Source organism: Nostoc sp. 'Peltigera membranacea cyanobiont' 213, from assembly GCF_002245975.1.
GTDB lineage: Bacteria > Cyanobacteriota > Cyanobacteriia > Cyanobacteriales > Nostocaceae > Nostoc.
This window is the reverse complement of the sequence record NZ_NOLI01000084.1, coordinates 1-17321: the sequence shown is the minus strand read 5'-3', so window position 1 is coordinate 17321 and position 17321 is coordinate 1. Positions and strand designations below refer to the sequence as shown.

General features: G+C 41.9%; 12 protein-coding genes. 6 read left to right on the top strand and 6 right to left on the bottom strand.

Annotation, left to right across the window (positions count from 1 at the left end; genetic code table 11):
- The first annotated feature begins 364 nt into the window (after nucleotides 1-364).
- Nucleotides 365-3361 (top strand): zinc-dependent metalloprotease, encoded by a 2997-nt coding sequence (locus tag CDG77_RS21235; RefSeq protein ID WP_094331307.1) that lies wholly within the window; start codon nucleotides 365-367, stop codon nucleotides 3359-3361.
- A gap of 243 nt (nucleotides 3362-3604) precedes the next feature.
- Here CDG77_RS21235 and CDG77_RS21230 read toward each other — a convergent pair whose 3' ends face one another.
- The 3 genes from CDG77_RS21230 to CDG77_RS21220 form a co-directional block, all read right to left on the bottom strand.
- Nucleotides 3605-4489, bottom strand: coding sequence for a hypothetical protein (locus CDG77_RS21230; protein ID WP_094331306.1), 885 nt, complete (start codon nucleotides 4487-4489; stop codon nucleotides 3605-3607).
- Nucleotides 4490-4559: 70 nt separating this feature from the next.
- The gene (locus tag CDG77_RS21225; protein ID WP_094331305.1) at nucleotides 4560-5153 is read right to left on the bottom strand and encodes a DUF1517 domain-containing protein; all 594 of its coding nucleotides are present in this window, start codon (nucleotides 5151-5153) and stop codon (nucleotides 4560-4562) included.
- 106 nt (nucleotides 5154-5259) lie between these two features.
- Entirely contained in the window at nucleotides 5260-6837 is a 1578-nt protein-coding gene (locus CDG77_RS21220; RefSeq protein WP_094331321.1) for a pentapeptide repeat-containing protein, read from the bottom strand.
- A 70-nt stretch (nucleotides 6838-6907) separates the two neighbouring features.
- Here CDG77_RS21220 and CDG77_RS21215 point away from each other — a divergent pair, with 70 nt between their 5' ends.
- Entirely contained in the window at nucleotides 6908-7747 is an 840-nt protein-coding gene (locus tag CDG77_RS21215; protein ID WP_094331304.1) for a prephenate/arogenate dehydrogenase, read from the top strand.
- 326 nt (nucleotides 7748-8073) lie between these two features.
- On the top strand, nucleotides 8074-8364 hold the full coding sequence (locus tag CDG77_RS21210; RefSeq protein WP_094331303.1) for a hypothetical protein: 291 nt from the start codon (nucleotides 8074-8076) through the stop codon (nucleotides 8362-8364).
- A 134-nt stretch (nucleotides 8365-8498) separates the two neighbouring features.
- Here CDG77_RS21210 and CDG77_RS21205 read toward each other — a convergent pair whose 3' ends face one another.
- On the bottom strand, nucleotides 8499-9011 hold the full coding sequence (locus CDG77_RS21205; RefSeq protein ID WP_223269906.1) for a DUF3122 domain-containing protein: 513 nt from the start codon (nucleotides 9009-9011) through the stop codon (nucleotides 8499-8501).
- Between CDG77_RS21205 and CDG77_RS37770 the strand changes: the two genes are divergently transcribed.
- The 3 genes from CDG77_RS37770 (at nucleotide 8994) to CDG77_RS36685 (ending at nucleotide 10619) form a co-directional block, all read left to right on the top strand.
- A complete protein-coding gene (locus tag CDG77_RS37770; RefSeq protein ID WP_143857067.1) occupies nucleotides 8994-9257 on the top strand; it encodes a hypothetical protein in 264 nt (87 codons plus the stop codon). The genes CDG77_RS21205 and CDG77_RS37770 overlap by 18 nt on opposite strands.
- Nucleotides 9258-9568: 311 nt before the next feature.
- On the top strand, nucleotides 9569-10486 hold the full coding sequence (locus CDG77_RS21200; protein WP_094331301.1) for a polysaccharide deacetylase family protein: 918 nt from the start codon (nucleotides 9569-9571) through the stop codon (nucleotides 10484-10486).
- The gene (locus CDG77_RS36685; RefSeq protein ID WP_190234026.1) at nucleotides 10467-10619 is read left to right on the top strand and encodes a hypothetical protein; all 153 of its coding nucleotides are present in this window, start codon (nucleotides 10467-10469) and stop codon (nucleotides 10617-10619) included. Before CDG77_RS21200 ends, CDG77_RS36685 begins: the two co-directional genes overlap by 20 nt.
- 63 nt (nucleotides 10620-10682) lie before the next feature.
- Here CDG77_RS36685 and CDG77_RS36680 read toward each other — a convergent pair whose 3' ends face one another.
- Both CDG77_RS36680 and CDG77_RS21195 read right to left on the bottom strand, forming a co-directional pair.
- Complete coding sequence (locus CDG77_RS36680; protein ID WP_190234024.1) at nucleotides 10683-10859, bottom strand: hypothetical protein; 177 nt, start codon at nucleotides 10857-10859, stop codon at nucleotides 10683-10685.
- A 140-nt stretch (nucleotides 10860-10999) separates the two neighbouring features.
- Nucleotides 11000-16381 carry a translocation/assembly module TamB domain-containing protein gene (locus CDG77_RS21195; RefSeq protein WP_094331300.1) on the bottom strand — a complete coding sequence of 1794 codons (5382 nt, stop codon included), beginning with the start codon at nucleotides 16379-16381 and terminating at the stop codon, nucleotides 11000-11002.
- Between the last annotated feature and the right edge of the window lie 940 nt (nucleotides 16382-17321).

Sequence of the window (17321 nt, the reverse complement as noted above, 5' to 3'; positions counted from 1 at the left end):
TGATAATCTGGAACTAAAAATTTTTCTGTGCTAGTTTGTTTCTCATTGACAAAAATAAATAGTATCAATAAATACTACACGAAAAATATCATGCCTTGTCGATATCTACGATGGGCTACACTGACGGCGTTTCTGGAGGATAGCTTCTCGCTACCCTTTAGTCACCTCAAGCTTCTTCTGCTGATACAAATAAAGTGTCATCAGAAAAATTACTTCAGAAATCAAGTATTTTTCCGAATTTCGTTAATTTGTTATACTTTTTGCCCCAGATATTTACTACTCTGATGTAAAAATCAGAAAAAAGCAGGCTAAATAGCTTGGAAAAAGTTAAAAATTACGGGATAGTTATCAGGGAATTGATGCGATGAAAAACAGATTAACTTTTTATATTATTTTGTTACATAGTTTATTTTTAGGAATAGCAACGGCTAGCGCCAAGTCACCGTCTTTGAATGGAGTTGATACAGAGTTGTTGGCGAACCATAAGGCTGTGCAAGTTATAGAATCTGTAGTTACAGCCAATAGTCAGTTAACGACAGAAACTGATTCAACTAAAATCTCAGCTTTATCACTCAAGAATATCAATATTCCTCAGAAACAGAGGCTACCATCAGGGCAAGTTTGGGTAGTTAATCAAAATAAACACCCACAACCTCAACCGTTTATTTGGGTAGTAAAAGATCCTCAAAAAGTAGCACAGCAACCATTTTTACAAGTTGCCAAACCTCCAGAAAAGCCTAAACCTGGCAAAACACCAACAGCAAAGGATGAGTTAGAGGTATTTGATGAGGTAGTGAAAAACACCCAAAAGTCAGGGGGACTATTTACCCTTTATCGCAATAAAGAAAAGAATAAAATTTATCTAGAAATTAAGCCAGAGCAACTCAACAAAAATTACCTAGCTACCGCAACCCTAGAATCGGGCATTGGCGAACGAGGTATTTATAGTGGTATGCCTCTACAAGATTTTTTATTTTATTTCCAACGGGTGGATGATAAATTAAACTTTGTCATCCGCAATGTCAATTTTCGCACTCGTGAGGGAGATCCTCAAGTGCGATCGCTAGCTCGGTCTTTTAGTGATTCTGTTCTCTACAGCATTGCGATTAAAAGCATTCACCCACAACGCAAAACTATTCTCATCGACTTGGGCGATTTATTACTGACAGATTTAGGTGGATTATCTGTAAGTTTAGGAGTCCCAAAAACCACTGACCAGTCCTATTTTGGTACTGCTAAAGCTTTTCCTCAAAACTTAGAAATTGAGTCCATTTTAAATTTCTCTGGTGGCCCTGGTCATGAGACTGAAGTACCAGGCTTCGCATCGCTACCTGACAACCGTGGCTTTACCCTGCGTGTCCACTATAGTCTCTCCCAACTACCTGATAAAGATTATCGACCGCGCCTTGCTGACGATCGCATCGGTTATTTCATCACTGCCTATCAAGATTTATCCAAAGACGATCGCGGCGATTCTTTTGTCCGCTACATAAATCGTTGGGATTTAGAAAAACAAGACCCAAAAGCAGTAATTTCTCGCCCCAAAAAACCGATTGTCTTTTGGATTGATAACGCTGTGCCCTTAGAGTACCGCGATGCGATGAAAGAAGGTATCTTAATGTGGAACAAGGCTTTTCTGAAAGCTGGATTTAAGGATGCAATTGAAGTCCGCCAAATGCCCGATGACGCAACCTGGGACCCTGCCGATATTCGTTACAACACAGTTCGCTGGATCAATACAGTCGATGGTTATTTTGCAATGGGGCCATCCCGCGTTAATCCTTTGACTGGGGAAATTTTGGATGCAGACATTCTCGTAGATGCCAGCTTTATCCGGGCACTCAAAAATGAGTATCGCAAAATCGTCCAACCCAACCAAGCACAAAACCAGACTACTCTATCAGCTTTGATGCAAAATCGGCTACTTTGCGCCAATGGGTTAGATGCAAAAAACAATGGTGTACCCCAGCAGATGGAAGGGCAACAGGGGTTGTTAAATAGTTTATCTAAAATGGCAGGCGAGTACGATTTATGCTACGGAATGGAAGCTGCTAATCAATTTGCCCTTGGTTCGCTGGCGATGTCACTATTACCAGATACGATGGCCACTCCAGACCAGGTGAAAGAATATATCAATCAATATTTACGTTTAATCATCGCTCACGAAGTTGGACATACCCTTGGTTTACGTCATAACTTCCGTGGTAGTACTCTGTTAGCACCACAGGAGATGAATAATACAGAAATTACTAAAAATAAAGGTCTGACAACTTCCGTAATGGATTACATTCCCCCAAATATTGCCCCTCAAGGGACAAAACAGGGAGATTATTTTCCTAGTATGGTGGGGCCTTATGATGAATGGGCGATTAAGTACGGCTACATACCAATTAAGACATCAACTCCCATAGCAGAGAAGCCAATTTTGGAAGAAATTGCTGCACAATCCTATAAGCCAGAGTTGAGTTATTCTACAGATGAAGATGTGTATGACCTTGACCCAACTGCTGATGCTTGGGATAATAGCAGTAATGTACTGCTTTATTCTCAGTGGCAGTTGAATAATGCGCGGGTGATGTGGGAACGTCTTGATAAGCGTTACCCATTAGCTGGTGATGGTTACAGCGATGTGAGCGAACGTTTTAGCACAGTATTGGGTAACTATTTTCAGCAAATATACTACACTACAAAATACATTGGGGGACAGTCTTTCTATCGGATTCACCCTAGCGAAATACCCTCTGGAGTTAGCCAACACAGATTACCATTTGAACCAGTACCAGTTGAAGAACAACGGCAAGCTTTAGAGACGCTGCAAAAGTATGTGTTTGCAGAAGATGCCCTGAGCTTTTCACCAGAACTCCTGAATAAATTAGCACCTTCCCGTTGGCGACATTGGGGTAGTTCTCCGCGAGTTGGCCGTTTAGATTTTCCCATTCATGACTTGGTGCTACTCATGCAGGGTTCTGTGCTGCGGGATTTACTCTCAGGCGATCGCCTCTCTCGCCTCAAGGATATTGAACTCAAAACGAAACCAGAAAATGCACTGACTCTACCGGAACTATTTGACACCTTGCAATCAGGGATCTGGACAGAAGTAATCAAACCAAAAGGGAAACCAATGAAGATTTCTAGTTTGCGGCGAGGCTTGCAGCGCCAATATCTAGACATTTTGACGGCTATGGTATTACGTAAAGAATCTGTACCAGAAGATGCTCGGACTTTAGCTTGGTATAAACTAAAACAACTAGATGAGCAACTGAAAGGGGTGAATTCCGAGGATGAATACACCAAAGCGCACTTATTAGAAACGCGCGATCGCATCGAGAAAGTCTTAAACGCACCCTTGCAAGGAAATTAAAAAAGTTAGAGACGCGATTAATCAGCTTTTTCTTCGGAATGCAAACTTAATAACCTGCAATTCTGACGGAACGGAGAATGGTGCGGTACTCTCCTTGCTAACACACCCTACTTTTGCTCTTTATTTAATCCGCGTTCCTTAGTTCTTTTTGAAGAGATGTCGTCATATATTTCTATAACGACATCTCCCAACAATCGACTAACAAAAAGCATTCAACAAGTTAACGATCGGCAACAAAATTTCTTAACGCCGTCTGCTACCAAAACCACTTGAGCGGCGGGGTGCTGTACTACGTCCACTACCAAAACTACTGCCAGAATTACGCTTAGTAGTGCTGGAGTTACCAGAGGGTCGCAAGTTACTACCACCAAAACCAGAACCAGAAGGACGGCTATTACCTGTAGTGCTACGCGGTGTATTGCGTACATTTGAATTTCCAGGATACGATCTTCTAATTGTCCCTGTATTGCGGAAGGCAGTGCGATTTGTCACGGCTGCGGGTGGCGCATTGTAGCGACTTTGGTAGTTTTGAACTGCTTGACCATAGCTTCCACCATATCCACCGAAGCCACTTAATCCTTGACCTGATTGATAGACAGGGGGTACATAATACTGGGGTCTAAACAACATACTACCAATTGCCTGTCCTGCCAAGCTACCAGCCACAGACCCAGCAAATGGTGCCCAGAAGCTATTTTCTCGACGGACTACAACCGTCTCTTGTTGTCCTGTTTGGGGATTGGTTTTATTCTCGGTAACGTTGTGGACGTACTCAAGTTTAAAGTCTTCCGTCAGATATAAAATCGGTTGTCCTTTGTCTACCTTCAGATATGTCTTCTTACCCTGCTTGATTTCATCCTCAGTTAACCGTGCCATTTGCAGATTTTCGGTTGCAAAGGTTGGCGGCTTGTTGTTCAGTAAAAACAGGTTATATTCACCACTTGCATCGTCATAAGTGGCTTGTTGTATTTGATACTCACCGTCACTCAGCTTTGTGGTGTTAGAGGTTTGGTTAACGTTCTTAGCCTGGGGATTAGTTTGGTTTTCGCCACCACAGGCGACAGTTGTGATACACAAACTCAGAGCTAAAAAAACTGCTGTAAATTTACGTACTATGGTCATGATCATTGGATTATTGTCCTATCTCTGAGCTTAACAATTTCTCGATGTGAGTAGTAAGTACGGACTACCCAACAGATTATAAAGGAATCAATTCTGGGTAATATTGCAACAGTTGGTCGCTAGTGAGGTCATCACCTAACTGTGCAGGGGAGAAATGCACTTGGATTGCTTGTAATCTATGTTTATAATGCAAATTTATCAATGCTTTTATTCCTTCTTTGAGTGCCTGAACGTTAGAAAGATCGGTTTCTAACTCTGGGACTTCTCCTTCATAAGCTACTGTAATCATCACAATGACATTACGGGTTACAGGTATAGATAAAGGTTCATTCGAGCTAGAGTCAGAGTTGTAATCTGGTTCGCTAAGATATCTTTCAGCCGAGTCAGTAAATAATTCGTTAACGTAATCTCCCGCCTCGCCTTCGTCCCAAAATACATCACCTTCGTTGGCAGCCGAAAGCCAATATTCATCGTATTGCAACAGGGTTTGGCTAATTTCTACCAATCCTTCTCCCAAAACTTCTAAGTCACCATCGACATCGATCGCATCCCGTCCAGCACTATTTAATACTCCCAAAATTGGCGCTACTTCACCTCCTCCTAAGTGCAGAAATAAGCGAAAGACTACATAGCGAGTCCGACCGATCATTTTATTAAAGGTATCGCGCATTTTTGTCCTCCATAAATTTGGTTATTTGTCGTTGGTCATTTGTCATTTGTCATTTGTCAATCGTCTAATAACTAATGCCCTATTCCCCATTCCCTATTCCCCATTTCTAATTACTAATATAGTGAAATCCTTTGACAAACTCTGTAACCATATTTAACGAAGGCAATATATCATATTTTATTGACTCATTAGATATATCATCATAAGCTGAAGCATTGAGAGCAGAACGATTAATAAATCTTTTCCCAAAGTTGGGATTGTCATGAACAATCAAAGTGTGGGCGCTAGAATTTGTGAGAATTATTTGGGTTGGGGCTTTACAAAAATTTAACTTTGCAGCTACTTCAATATTTTTTTTTGTCTGTTTAATTGTTGTAGCCTGATTGATGGCTTGCTCTAGAAGAATATTTAATTGTTTCACAATAAGGGGTGACTTTAGCGATTTTAAATCTTGGTTTGGAATAACTTCAGTGTTAATCATTTTCACCACACTGGCAATACTCTTTTGAGTAGATGCCGCATCTAGAAAGGGAAGAATCACGATGTAAGCAGTGGAAAATAATGCTTCGTCGCTATCTACATAGAATGTGAAAATGGTTCGACGACGACCACTTTCTATGCTTGGAGGTTGTTTCAGCCCCCGGTATTCCTGAGCAATTTGGTAGTAAGCGCCTGCGATCGCAAAATTAGCTTCGTGTTCTAGGGCTGCATCAACAATAATGCGGATTGTGGGCGGTGTTTCGTTAAAAAAGTCTCGTGAGTCTTCGGAATGGAACTTCTGGATAATGGAGCGATCGCCAGCCGGGCTAAGATCGACCCATTCACAAATCATCCCTTCGGTTTTTAAACCAAATCTGGAGGTGGCATAAAGCTTGGCCCCAGTTAAAGTTGCTCCTGTTAAGTCAGCACCAATCCATTCCGCCCTAATTAATTTTGCCTGGGTCAAATCGGCGTGGATGAAAATTGTATTCGTTAAATTAGCATTGGTTAAATCTGCGCCAATTAAAGTAGCCCCGCTCAATTTTGCGCCGCTCAAATCTGCCCACCGGAGGTTAGCGCCGCTCAAATCTGCCCACCGAAGGTTAGCGCCGCTCAAATCTGCTCCGCTCAAGTTAGCATGATTGAGATTCGCTTGTCTGAGTTCGGTATCTCGCAAATTTGCACCACTCAGGTCACAACGACTAAGGTCACTAGCGTTTAAGTTAGCCATCTCTAAATTTGCTCCCGTCAAAGAAGCACCTCTCAAGACAGTCTCGCTCAAGTTAGCGTGGCGGAGATTTGCTTGGCGGAGTGTCGCCTCTCGCAAATCAGCACTGGTGAGGTCAGCCTCCGACAGGTCAGCCCGACTGAGGTCAGCGCGAATTAACTCAGTGCGAATCAACAAGGCTTTTCTAAGTTGAGCGCGACTGAGATCGGCTCGAATCAAATTAGCGACATTGAGACTAGCGTTATTCAAGATGGCGTTGGATAGATTCGCACCACTGAGTCTGGCTACATTCAACTTGGCATTGCTCAAGTTAGCTTCACTCAGATTCGCACCACTGAGGTTAGCTATACTCAAATTAGCATTGCTAAGATTCACGCCACTGAGTTTGACCCCACTCAGATTAGCTTCCGCAAGGTCAACGCCACTAAAGTTTAAGACTCCTGCTGCGTATTTTTCTAGTAATTCCTCTACAGTCATCGATGCTACCCCTTGGATGCCAACTTCAATAGTTGGTAAAGTCATTAAAAACGGAATGTCAAAATCAAAAATGAATATTGGGATTTTAGGACTGGGACTAATCGGCGGCTCTTTGGGCTTTGATTTGCGATCGCAAGGACATCATATCTTAGGAGTTAGTCGCCGTGAATCTACCTGTGAAAAGGCAGTTGCCATCGGCAGTGTTGATGAAGCATCAGTCGATCTGAGTCTCTTAGCAGCCGCAGAGGTTGTATTTATTTGTACACCTCTAGCGCTTATTGTGCCCCAATTGCAGCAAATGATCGCTCATTTGTCTACTACTACCGTGGTGACTGACGTGGGTTCGGCAAAAGCGCAGATAGTCAAGGCGATTTCTCCCCTTTGGGATAATTTTATTGGCGGTCATCCAATGGCGGGAAGAACAGATAGTGGCATAGAAGCTGCACAACGGAATTTATTTGTTGATAAACCTTATGTATTAACACCGACAGCTACAACACCAGCTAGTGCCATTACGGTTGTAGAAGAAATTGTGCGATCGCTTGGGGCTAATATCTACTATTGTCAACCAGAACAACACGACCGCGCGGTTAGTTGGATTTCTCATTTACCTGTAATGGTCAGTTCCTCGTTGATTGCGGCTTGTTTGAGTGAAACTGACCCCGATGTTTTAGAATTAGCCCAAAAGTTAGCTAGTTCAGGTTTTCGAGATACCAGCCGTGTAGGTGGTGGGAATCCAGAGTTGGGCGTGATGATGGCGCGGTATAATCGTCAAGCATTGCTGCGATCGCTGCAACAGTATCGTCACAACCTTGATGAGTTGACTAACTTAATTGAGCAAGAAAATTGGGTAGTTTTAGAGCAAAAATTGAAATCAACGGGTAAGGCACGACCTGATTTTGTTGATTAAAATTCAGGAATCAGGAGTCAGAATTGAGAATTAATTCTGACTGAAAAAGCGGATAAATGGGTTTTATACCCCTACTCAATCTGCAATTTAGTAGTTAATGAGAAATCCGCAAACGTCTTGATTCTGACTTCTAAATTCTGACTCCTGAATTCTTCTTCAAGAATGCTTTTTGAGATAGTTGATAAACTTAGGTGACTACTTTCTTGGTAAATCAATAAACATAGCTATTTAATAATTTTAACAATAAAATCTTTAAAAAATGCTACTTAACAGTTTGACAGTCACCAAACCGATGTACTATACAGATAAATTTACAAAAATCAACAATGGTAGAACGTCCAATCAAGAAATCGGAACGTCAGTCCCAAGCAAGTACTGACAACAATTCCGAAAATACGGATTCTATAACTCCGATTGAATCCAACCCCAAAAGCTCAAAACCGAGCCGTAATCGCTCATCTGGCACTGATAAAAAAGCATCTTATGGGAATGAAACCAGGCAGCAAGGGAATCCTGCCCTAGCGCGTGGCCCAAAACCAGTTAAACCTCCAGTTAAAGTCGAAACAGAAGAACTTGAAACCGAATCGGAAACTATTTCTGAGGAGTCTCAAGACTAACAATTACTCCTGCGTGTGATGTGGGAGGCTTTAACTCGTCTTGTAAGTATATGAAGACAGAATTTTTGCCTCCGCAGGTATTAATTATGCTCCCCATCACCATTAGGTTATTCTGATTTTGATGCTTTTACTAACTAATCAATCTCTGTAACTAGCCATTGCCACTCAGTGACTACAGTATTGGATATGTTGAGAACCAATTGCTTTCCACTAGAGAGAGGCACATAGAGTTTGAGCGCATCAGTTGTTGGCAATTTGGGTAAGATATCAGTCATATTATATTCCCCCACATTGGAAACGGGTGCAGTTAAAGCATAAGCATCCGATGCACTCAGCAACTTTCCGGCTACTGTCTCAATCAACAATGGTTGGGGATGAGCAATTTCAACGACACCCGGAAAACCAACTAAGCGCAACCGTAAGTCTTTTACTGCACTGGTATAATTCTGTTTGAACAGCAATACTTGCCAAGCATATCCTTTTTCATCTTTGAAAGATACTTGTGAGTGGTAGCGTAAGATACCAGGAGAATCATGATGTTGACGCAACAGCGCTTGTGCAGACTCCACACCCCATCCACATACGGTTAATGTGAGAAACCCTACTAGGGCACAACACCAAAAATATTGTTGAAATTTTCGCTTCATTTGACGAATTTTACAGCAGAATTCAGGATTAGAGCCGGGGATGCTCCACCAAGATGTCAGAATTCTCTGTCAAATCAATCTTCTAATCTTAAAACTGCGGTGTATGCTGAAACAAATAGCGATGTCTATGACGGGCTATGCCTACGCATCATTTGGCTAATCCCAATTAACGGTGGATTGGCAGATTTAGCATTTCTCCAAGTTACAGTTATACTGCCATCATTGCTACTTTTATTGGCCAGTTAAGTACATTGAGTATTATTTTATTCAGTCTTTTTATGGCACTTTTGTACGTAGTTATGTAGGCAGCGAATTTGTATAGATAAAATTGGGACTTCCCTTGGCTAAAGCTAAGATGTTTCAAGGTATTTTATTCTTTTTTCTTTTAGTAGTGGATATCTTAATTTACAAAAGAGTACGAGCGAGCTAAGTGGAGAGTGAGGGAGATGAGGCACTAAGTAATAGTAACTAATTATTCCCAATCCCCATTACCCTTTATCCCCATAGGGGGGCCACCGCCCACCTTCCCCAATCCCCAATCTTTAAGGAGATTTAATGTGTCTAATCGTAAATTATCGCCGTTTTTAAAGGTAGTAACTATTACATTGCTTGCTGGTGTAGGTAGCTTGGGTATCAGTCTGCTTGTAGGCACAACTAAACTTGACCGTCTGTTGGGAATTCAAAAGCCAAAAGGTGAGAGTGCTAAAACGGTTTTAGGTAGGGCAATGAGTGCAGATGCACAATCTATCACTCCAGCTACAGACCAGATGAATGAAGTGCCAAAGCCTTTTCAGGGCACAATCGTTTATCAAGCAAAACTAAAAGCAAATGAAAAAGTCATTGCCTTGACCTTTGATGATGGCCCCGGCCCCAAAAATACGGAACAGGTTTTAGAAATTTTGAAGAAAAATAATATCAAGGCAACATTCTTTATGCTTGGGGAAATGGTGAAATATTTTCCCAAAGTCGCCAAACAAGTGGCTGCTGATGGTCACGTAATTGGTAATCATACATGGCATCATTGGTATTTTAAAATGGATGCAGCGACTGCGGCTAGTGAAATTGACCGCACAGCAGATATTATTTATAAGACGACAGGAGAGAAAACTACTCTGTTTCGTCCCCCTGGTGGCTTTCTGAATAATGGATTAGCTCAATATGCCAAAAACGAGAAATACGCTGTCATGATGTGGTCAGAAGAGTCGGGAGACGCTGAACGTCGTTCGCCTCAAGTGCCAATGCTAGTTAAAAATGTGCTGAAATATGCAAAACCAGGTGCAATTGTACTAATGCATGATGGGGGCGGTAATCGTTCAAGATCGGTTAAAGCTTTACCAGAAATGATCGCAGGATTGAAAGCCCAAGGCTATCGATTTGTGACAATTCCCCAATTGCTAGAAATGCAAGCCCAAGAAGAAAAGGCGGCAACGGCAGCATCAGCAGTAGTAACAAATCATGAGCATCCAGACCATTAGCTTAACGCTCTTTTATTACTTTAGAAAAAATAAAATATTTGTAGGTTGGGTTGAACAACGTAAAACCCAACAGAAGCAGGGATTATTGGCGTTGGGTTTCGTTCCTCAACCCAACCTACCCATAGATTTATAGAAAATAGTGACAACAAAGGTTTCTGATTTTTATCTCGCGAGAGTCATAGAAGAGCGTTAATCATCAGTGACAAACTAAACTATTGGGCAATAATGGCATTGTATCGGCTAACAATGCTATTGTTTCGGCTGACAATGCTATTGCATCGGCTAACAATGCTATTGCATCAGCTAACAATGCTATTGCATCGGCTAACAATGCAATTGTTTCGGCTGACAATGCAATTGTTTCGTCCTGCATTGGCATTGCAAGAATCTAAAATCTAATAGGCTTGGGTTAAGGCTTAACTCTTTGTCAAAGTAATTTTTTTAACAAACCACAGAGTGAGCAGAGGACGCAAAGCAAGAGAAAGAAGAAATGCTTAACTAAATTGTATTAATCTAAAATCGAGTTTCATACTCAACTTGAAATAGATTTTCATCCCCCAAATTAGTTGAGCCTCGCATCAAAATTTGGTCGTTGAGTCGATAAAGAACGTTGTAACCCAAGGACTGATTTGTAGATGTAGATAAAGGCGCGGATAAAGAGACAGAGAAATTTTTATTAATATCAAACACACCTTCTGCTGATAAATTCAGAACTGAAGCTCTTGATGTTTCATTACTCGTAGTAGGTGTGGGAAATATCCGAAATTGGCTGAAGCCAACAGCCTGTCCGATCGCAGTGATAGTTCCTTGTAAACTACCTAAAATGGTAGAACTAGCGAAATTAGTCAGGCCTTGTCCTGCATCTGCTTGACCGAAAGAACCAAGAATTGAGCCACCCAACAGACCAACTATTTCTCCCCGACTACGGCTAGGTTCACTTGTCAGTTCCAAATTGTCGCCCAATTTACTAGCCGGCCCGTTCACTCTTGCTTGAACAGTAACGGTACGTAAAGTCCCAAAGTTGTTTACAGAAACATCGCTGACTTCAGCAGACAATGGTGATTCCAAAACTTGACTGTTCGTACCGGAAGCTTCAGGTACGATCGCAGTAAGGCGAACATCCAAAGTCGGATCGAGTCCTTGACTAGGAGTAAATCGCGCCGTTTGTTCGTAGCCTCGCGCTAATGCAAACTCAGTGGAAAATAAGCTCAGTCGTCCTCCTGTCAACCGAATCTCTCCTTCAGGAAGCGGCTTGGCTAATGTACCATTGATGGTCAATTCGCCTTTTGCCTCAAAGTTCAGTATAGGCTGACTCAATGCGGCTCCTCCTGGTACAAAGCTCAGTAGGGACTGAGTTGTAACACTAACATCCTTGTCTAGAATCAACTTTAAATCTGCAAACTCTACAGGTAAATTGGGTGGAGTTACTGCGCTAGTATTACTTGCTGGTGTAGTTACGGGGCTAGCATTACTATCTGGTGTAGTCACTGAACTAGCGTTATTCTCTGCTGTCGGTATCTGTTCTCTATTTATAACGTTAGTATTCGCTTCTGTTGTAGCAGCTGATTTGGTCTTAGCAGTAGAATTTCCGATAATCACCTTACCATCACTTAGCTTAATCTCTCCACCAATTACAGGTTTTAGGGCTGTTCCGCGAATTACGACATCGCCACCGACACCGCCTTCATACAATTCTGCAAGCTTAAAATTGAGTTTGTCTGCTATTGATATTGTCAGGGGATTCGCTACGCCTTGCTGAGGATTCAAAATTGGCAGGATGCCTGATGCAGTTATTTGCCCTTTATTGTACGTAGCTTGAATGTTTTCAACACTTACTGTACTGCCATTAAATTGCGCTGTCCCTGTGATATTTGTTAGGGGATCGGATAAAGCTTGAGCGCGAATAGTTGCATTGTTAACTGTAGCGTTTCCATTAATAATTGGTTCCTTTAAAGTACCCTGAACATTCAAATCTACTTTTCCTTGACCGTCTACCCAAGTTACTTGATTATTGGTAAACAGGTTTAACAGTGCCAATCCTTCATTGTTCACATTGGCGTTGATGCTAATTTGATTGCTATCTGGTTGCACTGCGGCAAAAGGTAACGGAGCAGGTATGTTACCTGTAACTGTAACTGGTTGTGTTCCGGTTACTAATAAGGTACTGTCGAAATTCAAACGAGCATTGTTGTAGTCAAAGTTCACCTGTCCTGTTTGCACAGGTTGCTTATTGAGAGTCGCATTCGCCAGTCTTACATTCCCTTGGACTTTGGGATCTTTGAAACTACCTCCCAAGGTGGCATCAGCATTGACATTACCAGTGATATCTACGGGATATTTTTCTATAAAAGGTTGTAAGAGTGATAAAGGTAGACTTGCTACATTCAATTTTCCAGATAGTTGCTCAGTTCCTAACTGTCCCGAAAAAGCCACTAGTCCTTGATTGATTCCAACACTCAAGGGCGAAAGTGTGACGATTCCATCGGCAAAAGTACCTTGAGCAATAACTTGATTAATTGAGTATTCACCCCATTTCCAGTTAGTACCTTGGAAATTAAAGCCAACATTCAACCCAGATTTTAAGGAACCATTACCTGTAATTCCTCCGCTCAAAACACCCGTTAATTCTGCAAGAGTGGGCAAAGATGCCTCTTTTTTTGTTTCTTGTTGCTGTTGTTTGGCTATGGATGCTGCAATATTAGAGAAATATGCTAACTGTGTTTTTAAATCTGCATTGGGCAAACTGATAGGCTGGGTATCAAGTACTTCTGCTCCAGCCAATGTTGGAGGTTTTAACCCTGTACCAAGGTCTTGATAGTCGAAGATATTAAATGCTTGTAAAAGTCTCTCAACTCTGGCTTGGTCTAAATTAGCTTGGAATTGAAATTGGGGATCGTTCCCTGTTTTCACATTTCCACTTAAGGCGATGTTGCTATCTCCAATCAGCAATCGACCATTAGCCAAGCTAGCAGTACCATCAGCATAATTGATGCTGCCGCGAAATTCGTCTGCTGCAACTCTGGCAACGCGAGGCGCTGCGATCGCAACGTTCCCCGCAACTGCATAATTATTAAGATTGACAACTAAATTTCCTGATAATTGCCCCCCTAAAGGTTTCAATTGATTGTTAGGTAAAAAGCCCCCAATTAAAGCGATAGGAAACTGTTGGGCGTTGATGAGTAAGTTATCTCCCTCAGTTCTACCCATGCTAACGGCCCCATCCCGACTGACTAAAAATGAAGTTGGCCGATAATTTGCACCCAAGTTAAGCGCAATTATGTCTTGCTTACCGGCTAATCGGAGACTTGCCCCCTGTCCCCCTTGAAAATTCACGTTCCCGGTTAAAAGCGGATCAAATGCCAAGCTACTAACCTGAAAATTCCGCAGTCGGATGTTGCCGTTAGCTTGGGGAACATCTGGAGTACCTGTAACTTTTCCATTAAAATCAAGTAGCCCCGCTACTGCTACATCTCCAGGAATTTGAAAGCCTGTATTTTTTAAGTTGAAATTCTGTGCTAGTACGTTTAAATCAAATCCGGCAATTTGGGGTGAACCTGTTGGTGGAGACTGAATTGCGATCGCACCATTAGCACTCAATCCTGCGGTACTTGCGTTTTCAACTATAATCTGCTGTCCATTCCACTGAAATTGAGCGGTGAGCGGTTTTGCTAGCAGTGCTACTCCTTGGGAAAGGCGGATTTTTCCGGCGGCACGAATATCTGCAAGCTGGAAAGATTTTGTTGTGCCTGATAACTGAATATCGCTATTGAGTCGTCCTCGCAGTTGTGGTGAAAACCGGTTGAGTTGAATTTGAGAAGTGTTGACAACTCCTTGCCAGCGTTCTTGTGCAAGTTGACCTTTAGCTACAATTGTCCCGCCTGCCACGTTCAACACCGCATCTGGAAAGACGATATTCTCTCCTTGTTTGGTAACAACAACTCGTCCGGTAGTAGGATAGGTCGCTGTAGGCGCTTGCACCCGTGCGACTGCTTGTAGGTTCTTCAGAGTGCCAGAAATATTGGCATTTGCCGATACTTTACCAATAGTGATGGAGGGTGAGGATTTGTACGCTTGGGCGATCGCGTCTCCTGGTAAATTTTGAGCTTGCACATTAAATGATACCCTCCCTTGGGGTGCAAGCTGAAGTTGACCGCTAGCTGTAACTTGCCCCCCCACTTCTGGATTTGCCTGAACGCGAGCAACATTGACATTTAATGGTTTACCTAAAGAGCCAGATATTTTGGCGTTTGCAGATATACCACCAAGATTGAGGGGAGTTGAAATATTGTAACCTTGAGCGATCGCATTTCCTGGTAAACCTTGAGCTTGAATACCTATATCTACTTGACCTTGGGGAGCCAGTTGAATTTGACCACTGGCTGTAATTTTACCCCCTGTTGGGGGTGTAACTTGAACGCTGGAAATATCAAGGTTTAATGGCTGTTTCCCAAGTGAACCAGAAATTTGTGCTTTTGCGGAAACATTTCCAACTGCGATCGGTAGAGCAACGCCATAGCCCCGTGCTAATATATCCCCCGATACACCATCAACTTGGGCATTAAATATTACGTTTTTGTTGGCTCCTAAATTAGCTTGACCGCCTCCTGTGATTTGACCACCAGCTGCGGGGACTATTTTCAAATTGGAGACAGTAAGTTGAGATGCAGTTTGAGATACATTCAAGCGGAAATCAGTATTGACAGCTTTCAAGAGAATGCGATCGACTTGAATCGGTTTTGTGTTGCTTACTGTACCGCTAAGGACTGGTTGCTGAAGTGCGCCTAAGACTTTAATATTTGCTTGAATTTCGCCACTAGCTGGGACTGACGAATTTACATTCAGCGTGTCTAAGATATTTTTAGCACTAATTGGTTTTATCTGAGCGGAGACATTAAAACCTGTCTGAGTATTAATTGTTCCATTGGCCAGAATGGGAATTTTACCAAAATTTGTACTCAAATTCTCTAAAGCAACTGTCTGACCTTGAAATGTAAATCTCCCATTAAAATTGGAAACCTGCTGAGGAATATTTTGGATTTTAGCAGTGACCTGATTCGCCGTAGCCGTTCCTGTAATCGCTATTTCTGACAGTTTGGGTGGAATCTGAACCCCTAAGTCGGCATTTAAATACCCTGATTGCAATGCGATGGGTAACTGAATTAATCGACTAATATCAGATGCTTGTAAATTTTGTGCTGAAAGGTTGAGGCTAGTTTGTTGAGCTTTTACTTGGGTTTCACCAGCGATTTTAACTGCGCCTCCCCTGGTGAGTTGAGCATTGATGTCATAACCAATCCTTTGATTTTGATCCGAAAATCGAGCAATACCACCAACTTGATTTAATATTACTGAGCCTTTCGGTTTAGTTGGTACGGCGAACGGCATCAACTCTACATTTCCATCTTGAATTTGAAGTGTTTGCAATTCAGTTTGAATAGCACCTTTGCCTTCTCCAGCCTTAACTTGGGCTGTAACCCAACGCCCATCTCGATCCTGTTGGATGTAGACGTTGGGCTGAACTAACGTTACATTTAATGCCAGTTTTCGGGTTAAGAGAAGTTCCAAGGGTGAGAACTGCACATCCAAGGCTTTTGCTACCACCTGGTCTGCATCGGTGGCAGTTGCTGGTATAGATAAAGAGCTAAATCTCAAACTAGAGAGCGAAAAACCTTCAACTTTGCCTACTTTTACTGGCCGCCCAAGCAATTGTTCGAGATTTTGCTGTACTAATGGCGCTAAATCTTTATATACATAGCTTCTAGCCCACCAAGCACCGACTGCAATTCCAATCAGTAAAACGACACCGAGAGCCAAACTGGTACGTCCTAACAGAAGGAGCCATAAACGAGGATTAGATGGTTCCTGATTATTTTCTGGATTTGGAGAGCGCGTCATTATCGTTATCAGTACCAGTACTTTTTTCTGGAGTAAGCCGAGAGACAGGCTAGCCGCATTTGTATCATCAAGTTACAAACTATGGTTTCATAATCTGAAGACTTCCGCAAGAACTTTGCGCCAACCGGCTTCTATTCCAATAGGGTTTAGTTAAGCCTTTCTTTCTTCTCTCTGCGTCATGTGCGTCCTTTACGGTAGCCTGCGGCAAGCTGAAGCGTCTACGTTAAATAAAAATGACTTTGGTAAAAAGTTTTAGCTTTAACTGAACTGTATTGGCTTCTATTCTCCAAGAGAAGCTGCGCCAACCAGACGCTTTGTAAACGCGTCATGTTATTTAATCATCTTGCCTAATTATTGAATATATGTCGAGTAAAAACTTGTCACTATACATGATTTTCATCGTCTTTAAATTTAAAATGTTCGCTGGGATTGTGGAAATTATTTTAGAACTTATTATATAGATTTTCTTCCCGATAAGTATGATTTTTCATAAATTAGATAACCTTGAGTATTAAATTACTTTGCGATCCCTCCTGTATATACAACTCTAGTTATAAAATCAACCTTTAGAGAATCTAACTTAGTATAGATGACGGAAGGTAAGTAATCTTAGACTAAGGCGGAATGTAAATTCTTGAAGCTAGATTTAGAACCCCGACTTCTTGAAGAGGTAAGGGTTATGGGCAGTAAGTTTTGCTCAAGTAAGTCAATTCTTATGTAGAATCTATTAGGCTGACTGTATTTAGATAAATATCAATTACAGATTAACCATCATGGTTTGAATAAGCCTAAAATTTCCCTATTACAGATAAAAACCAACAAGATAAATAGATAAATTTAGTAGTCGGTGCTTTAATATAGCGCTTCCTAATCACATGAGATACTTCATACCCCCCTCCTCGCTTGCGGGGAGGGGGTTGGGGGTGGGGTTCTTGTACCT

Bases quoted from the DNA above. Each gene is read 5' to 3' on its own strand.
- CDG77_RS21215 (WP_094331304.1), top strand. From the start codon at position 6,908: ATGAATATTGGGATTTTAGGACTGGGACTAATCGGCGGCTCTTTGGGC.
- CDG77_RS21205 (WP_223269906.1), bottom strand. From the start codon at position 9,011: ATGAAGCGAAAATTTCAACAATATTTTTGGTGTTGTGCCCTAGTAGGG.
- CDG77_RS21230 (WP_094331306.1), bottom strand. From the start codon at position 4,489: ATGATCATGACCATAGTACGTAAATTTACAGCAGTTTTTTTAGCTCTG.
- CDG77_RS21225 (WP_094331305.1), bottom strand. From the start codon at position 5,153: ATGCGCGATACCTTTAATAAAATGATCGGTCGGACTCGCTATGTAGTC.
- CDG77_RS21210 (WP_094331303.1), top strand. From the start codon at position 8,074: ATGGTAGAACGTCCAATCAAGAAATCGGAACGTCAGTCCCAAGCAAGT.
- CDG77_RS36680 (WP_190234024.1), bottom strand. From the start codon at position 10,859: ATGCAGGACGAAACAATTGCATTGTCAGCCGAAACAATTGCATTGTTA.
- CDG77_RS21235 (WP_094331307.1), top strand. From the start codon at position 365: ATGAAAAACAGATTAACTTTTTATATTATTTTGTTACATAGTTTATTT.
- CDG77_RS21220 (WP_094331321.1), bottom strand. From the start codon at position 6,837: ATGACTGTAGAGGAATTACTAGAAAAATACGCAGCAGGAGTCTTAAAC.
- CDG77_RS36685 (WP_190234026.1), top strand. From the start codon at position 10,467: ATGAGCATCCAGACCATTAGCTTAACGCTCTTTTATTACTTTAGAAAA.
- CDG77_RS21195 (WP_094331300.1), bottom strand. From the start codon at position 16,381: ATGACGCGCTCTCCAAATCCAGAAAATAATCAGGAACCATCTAATCCT.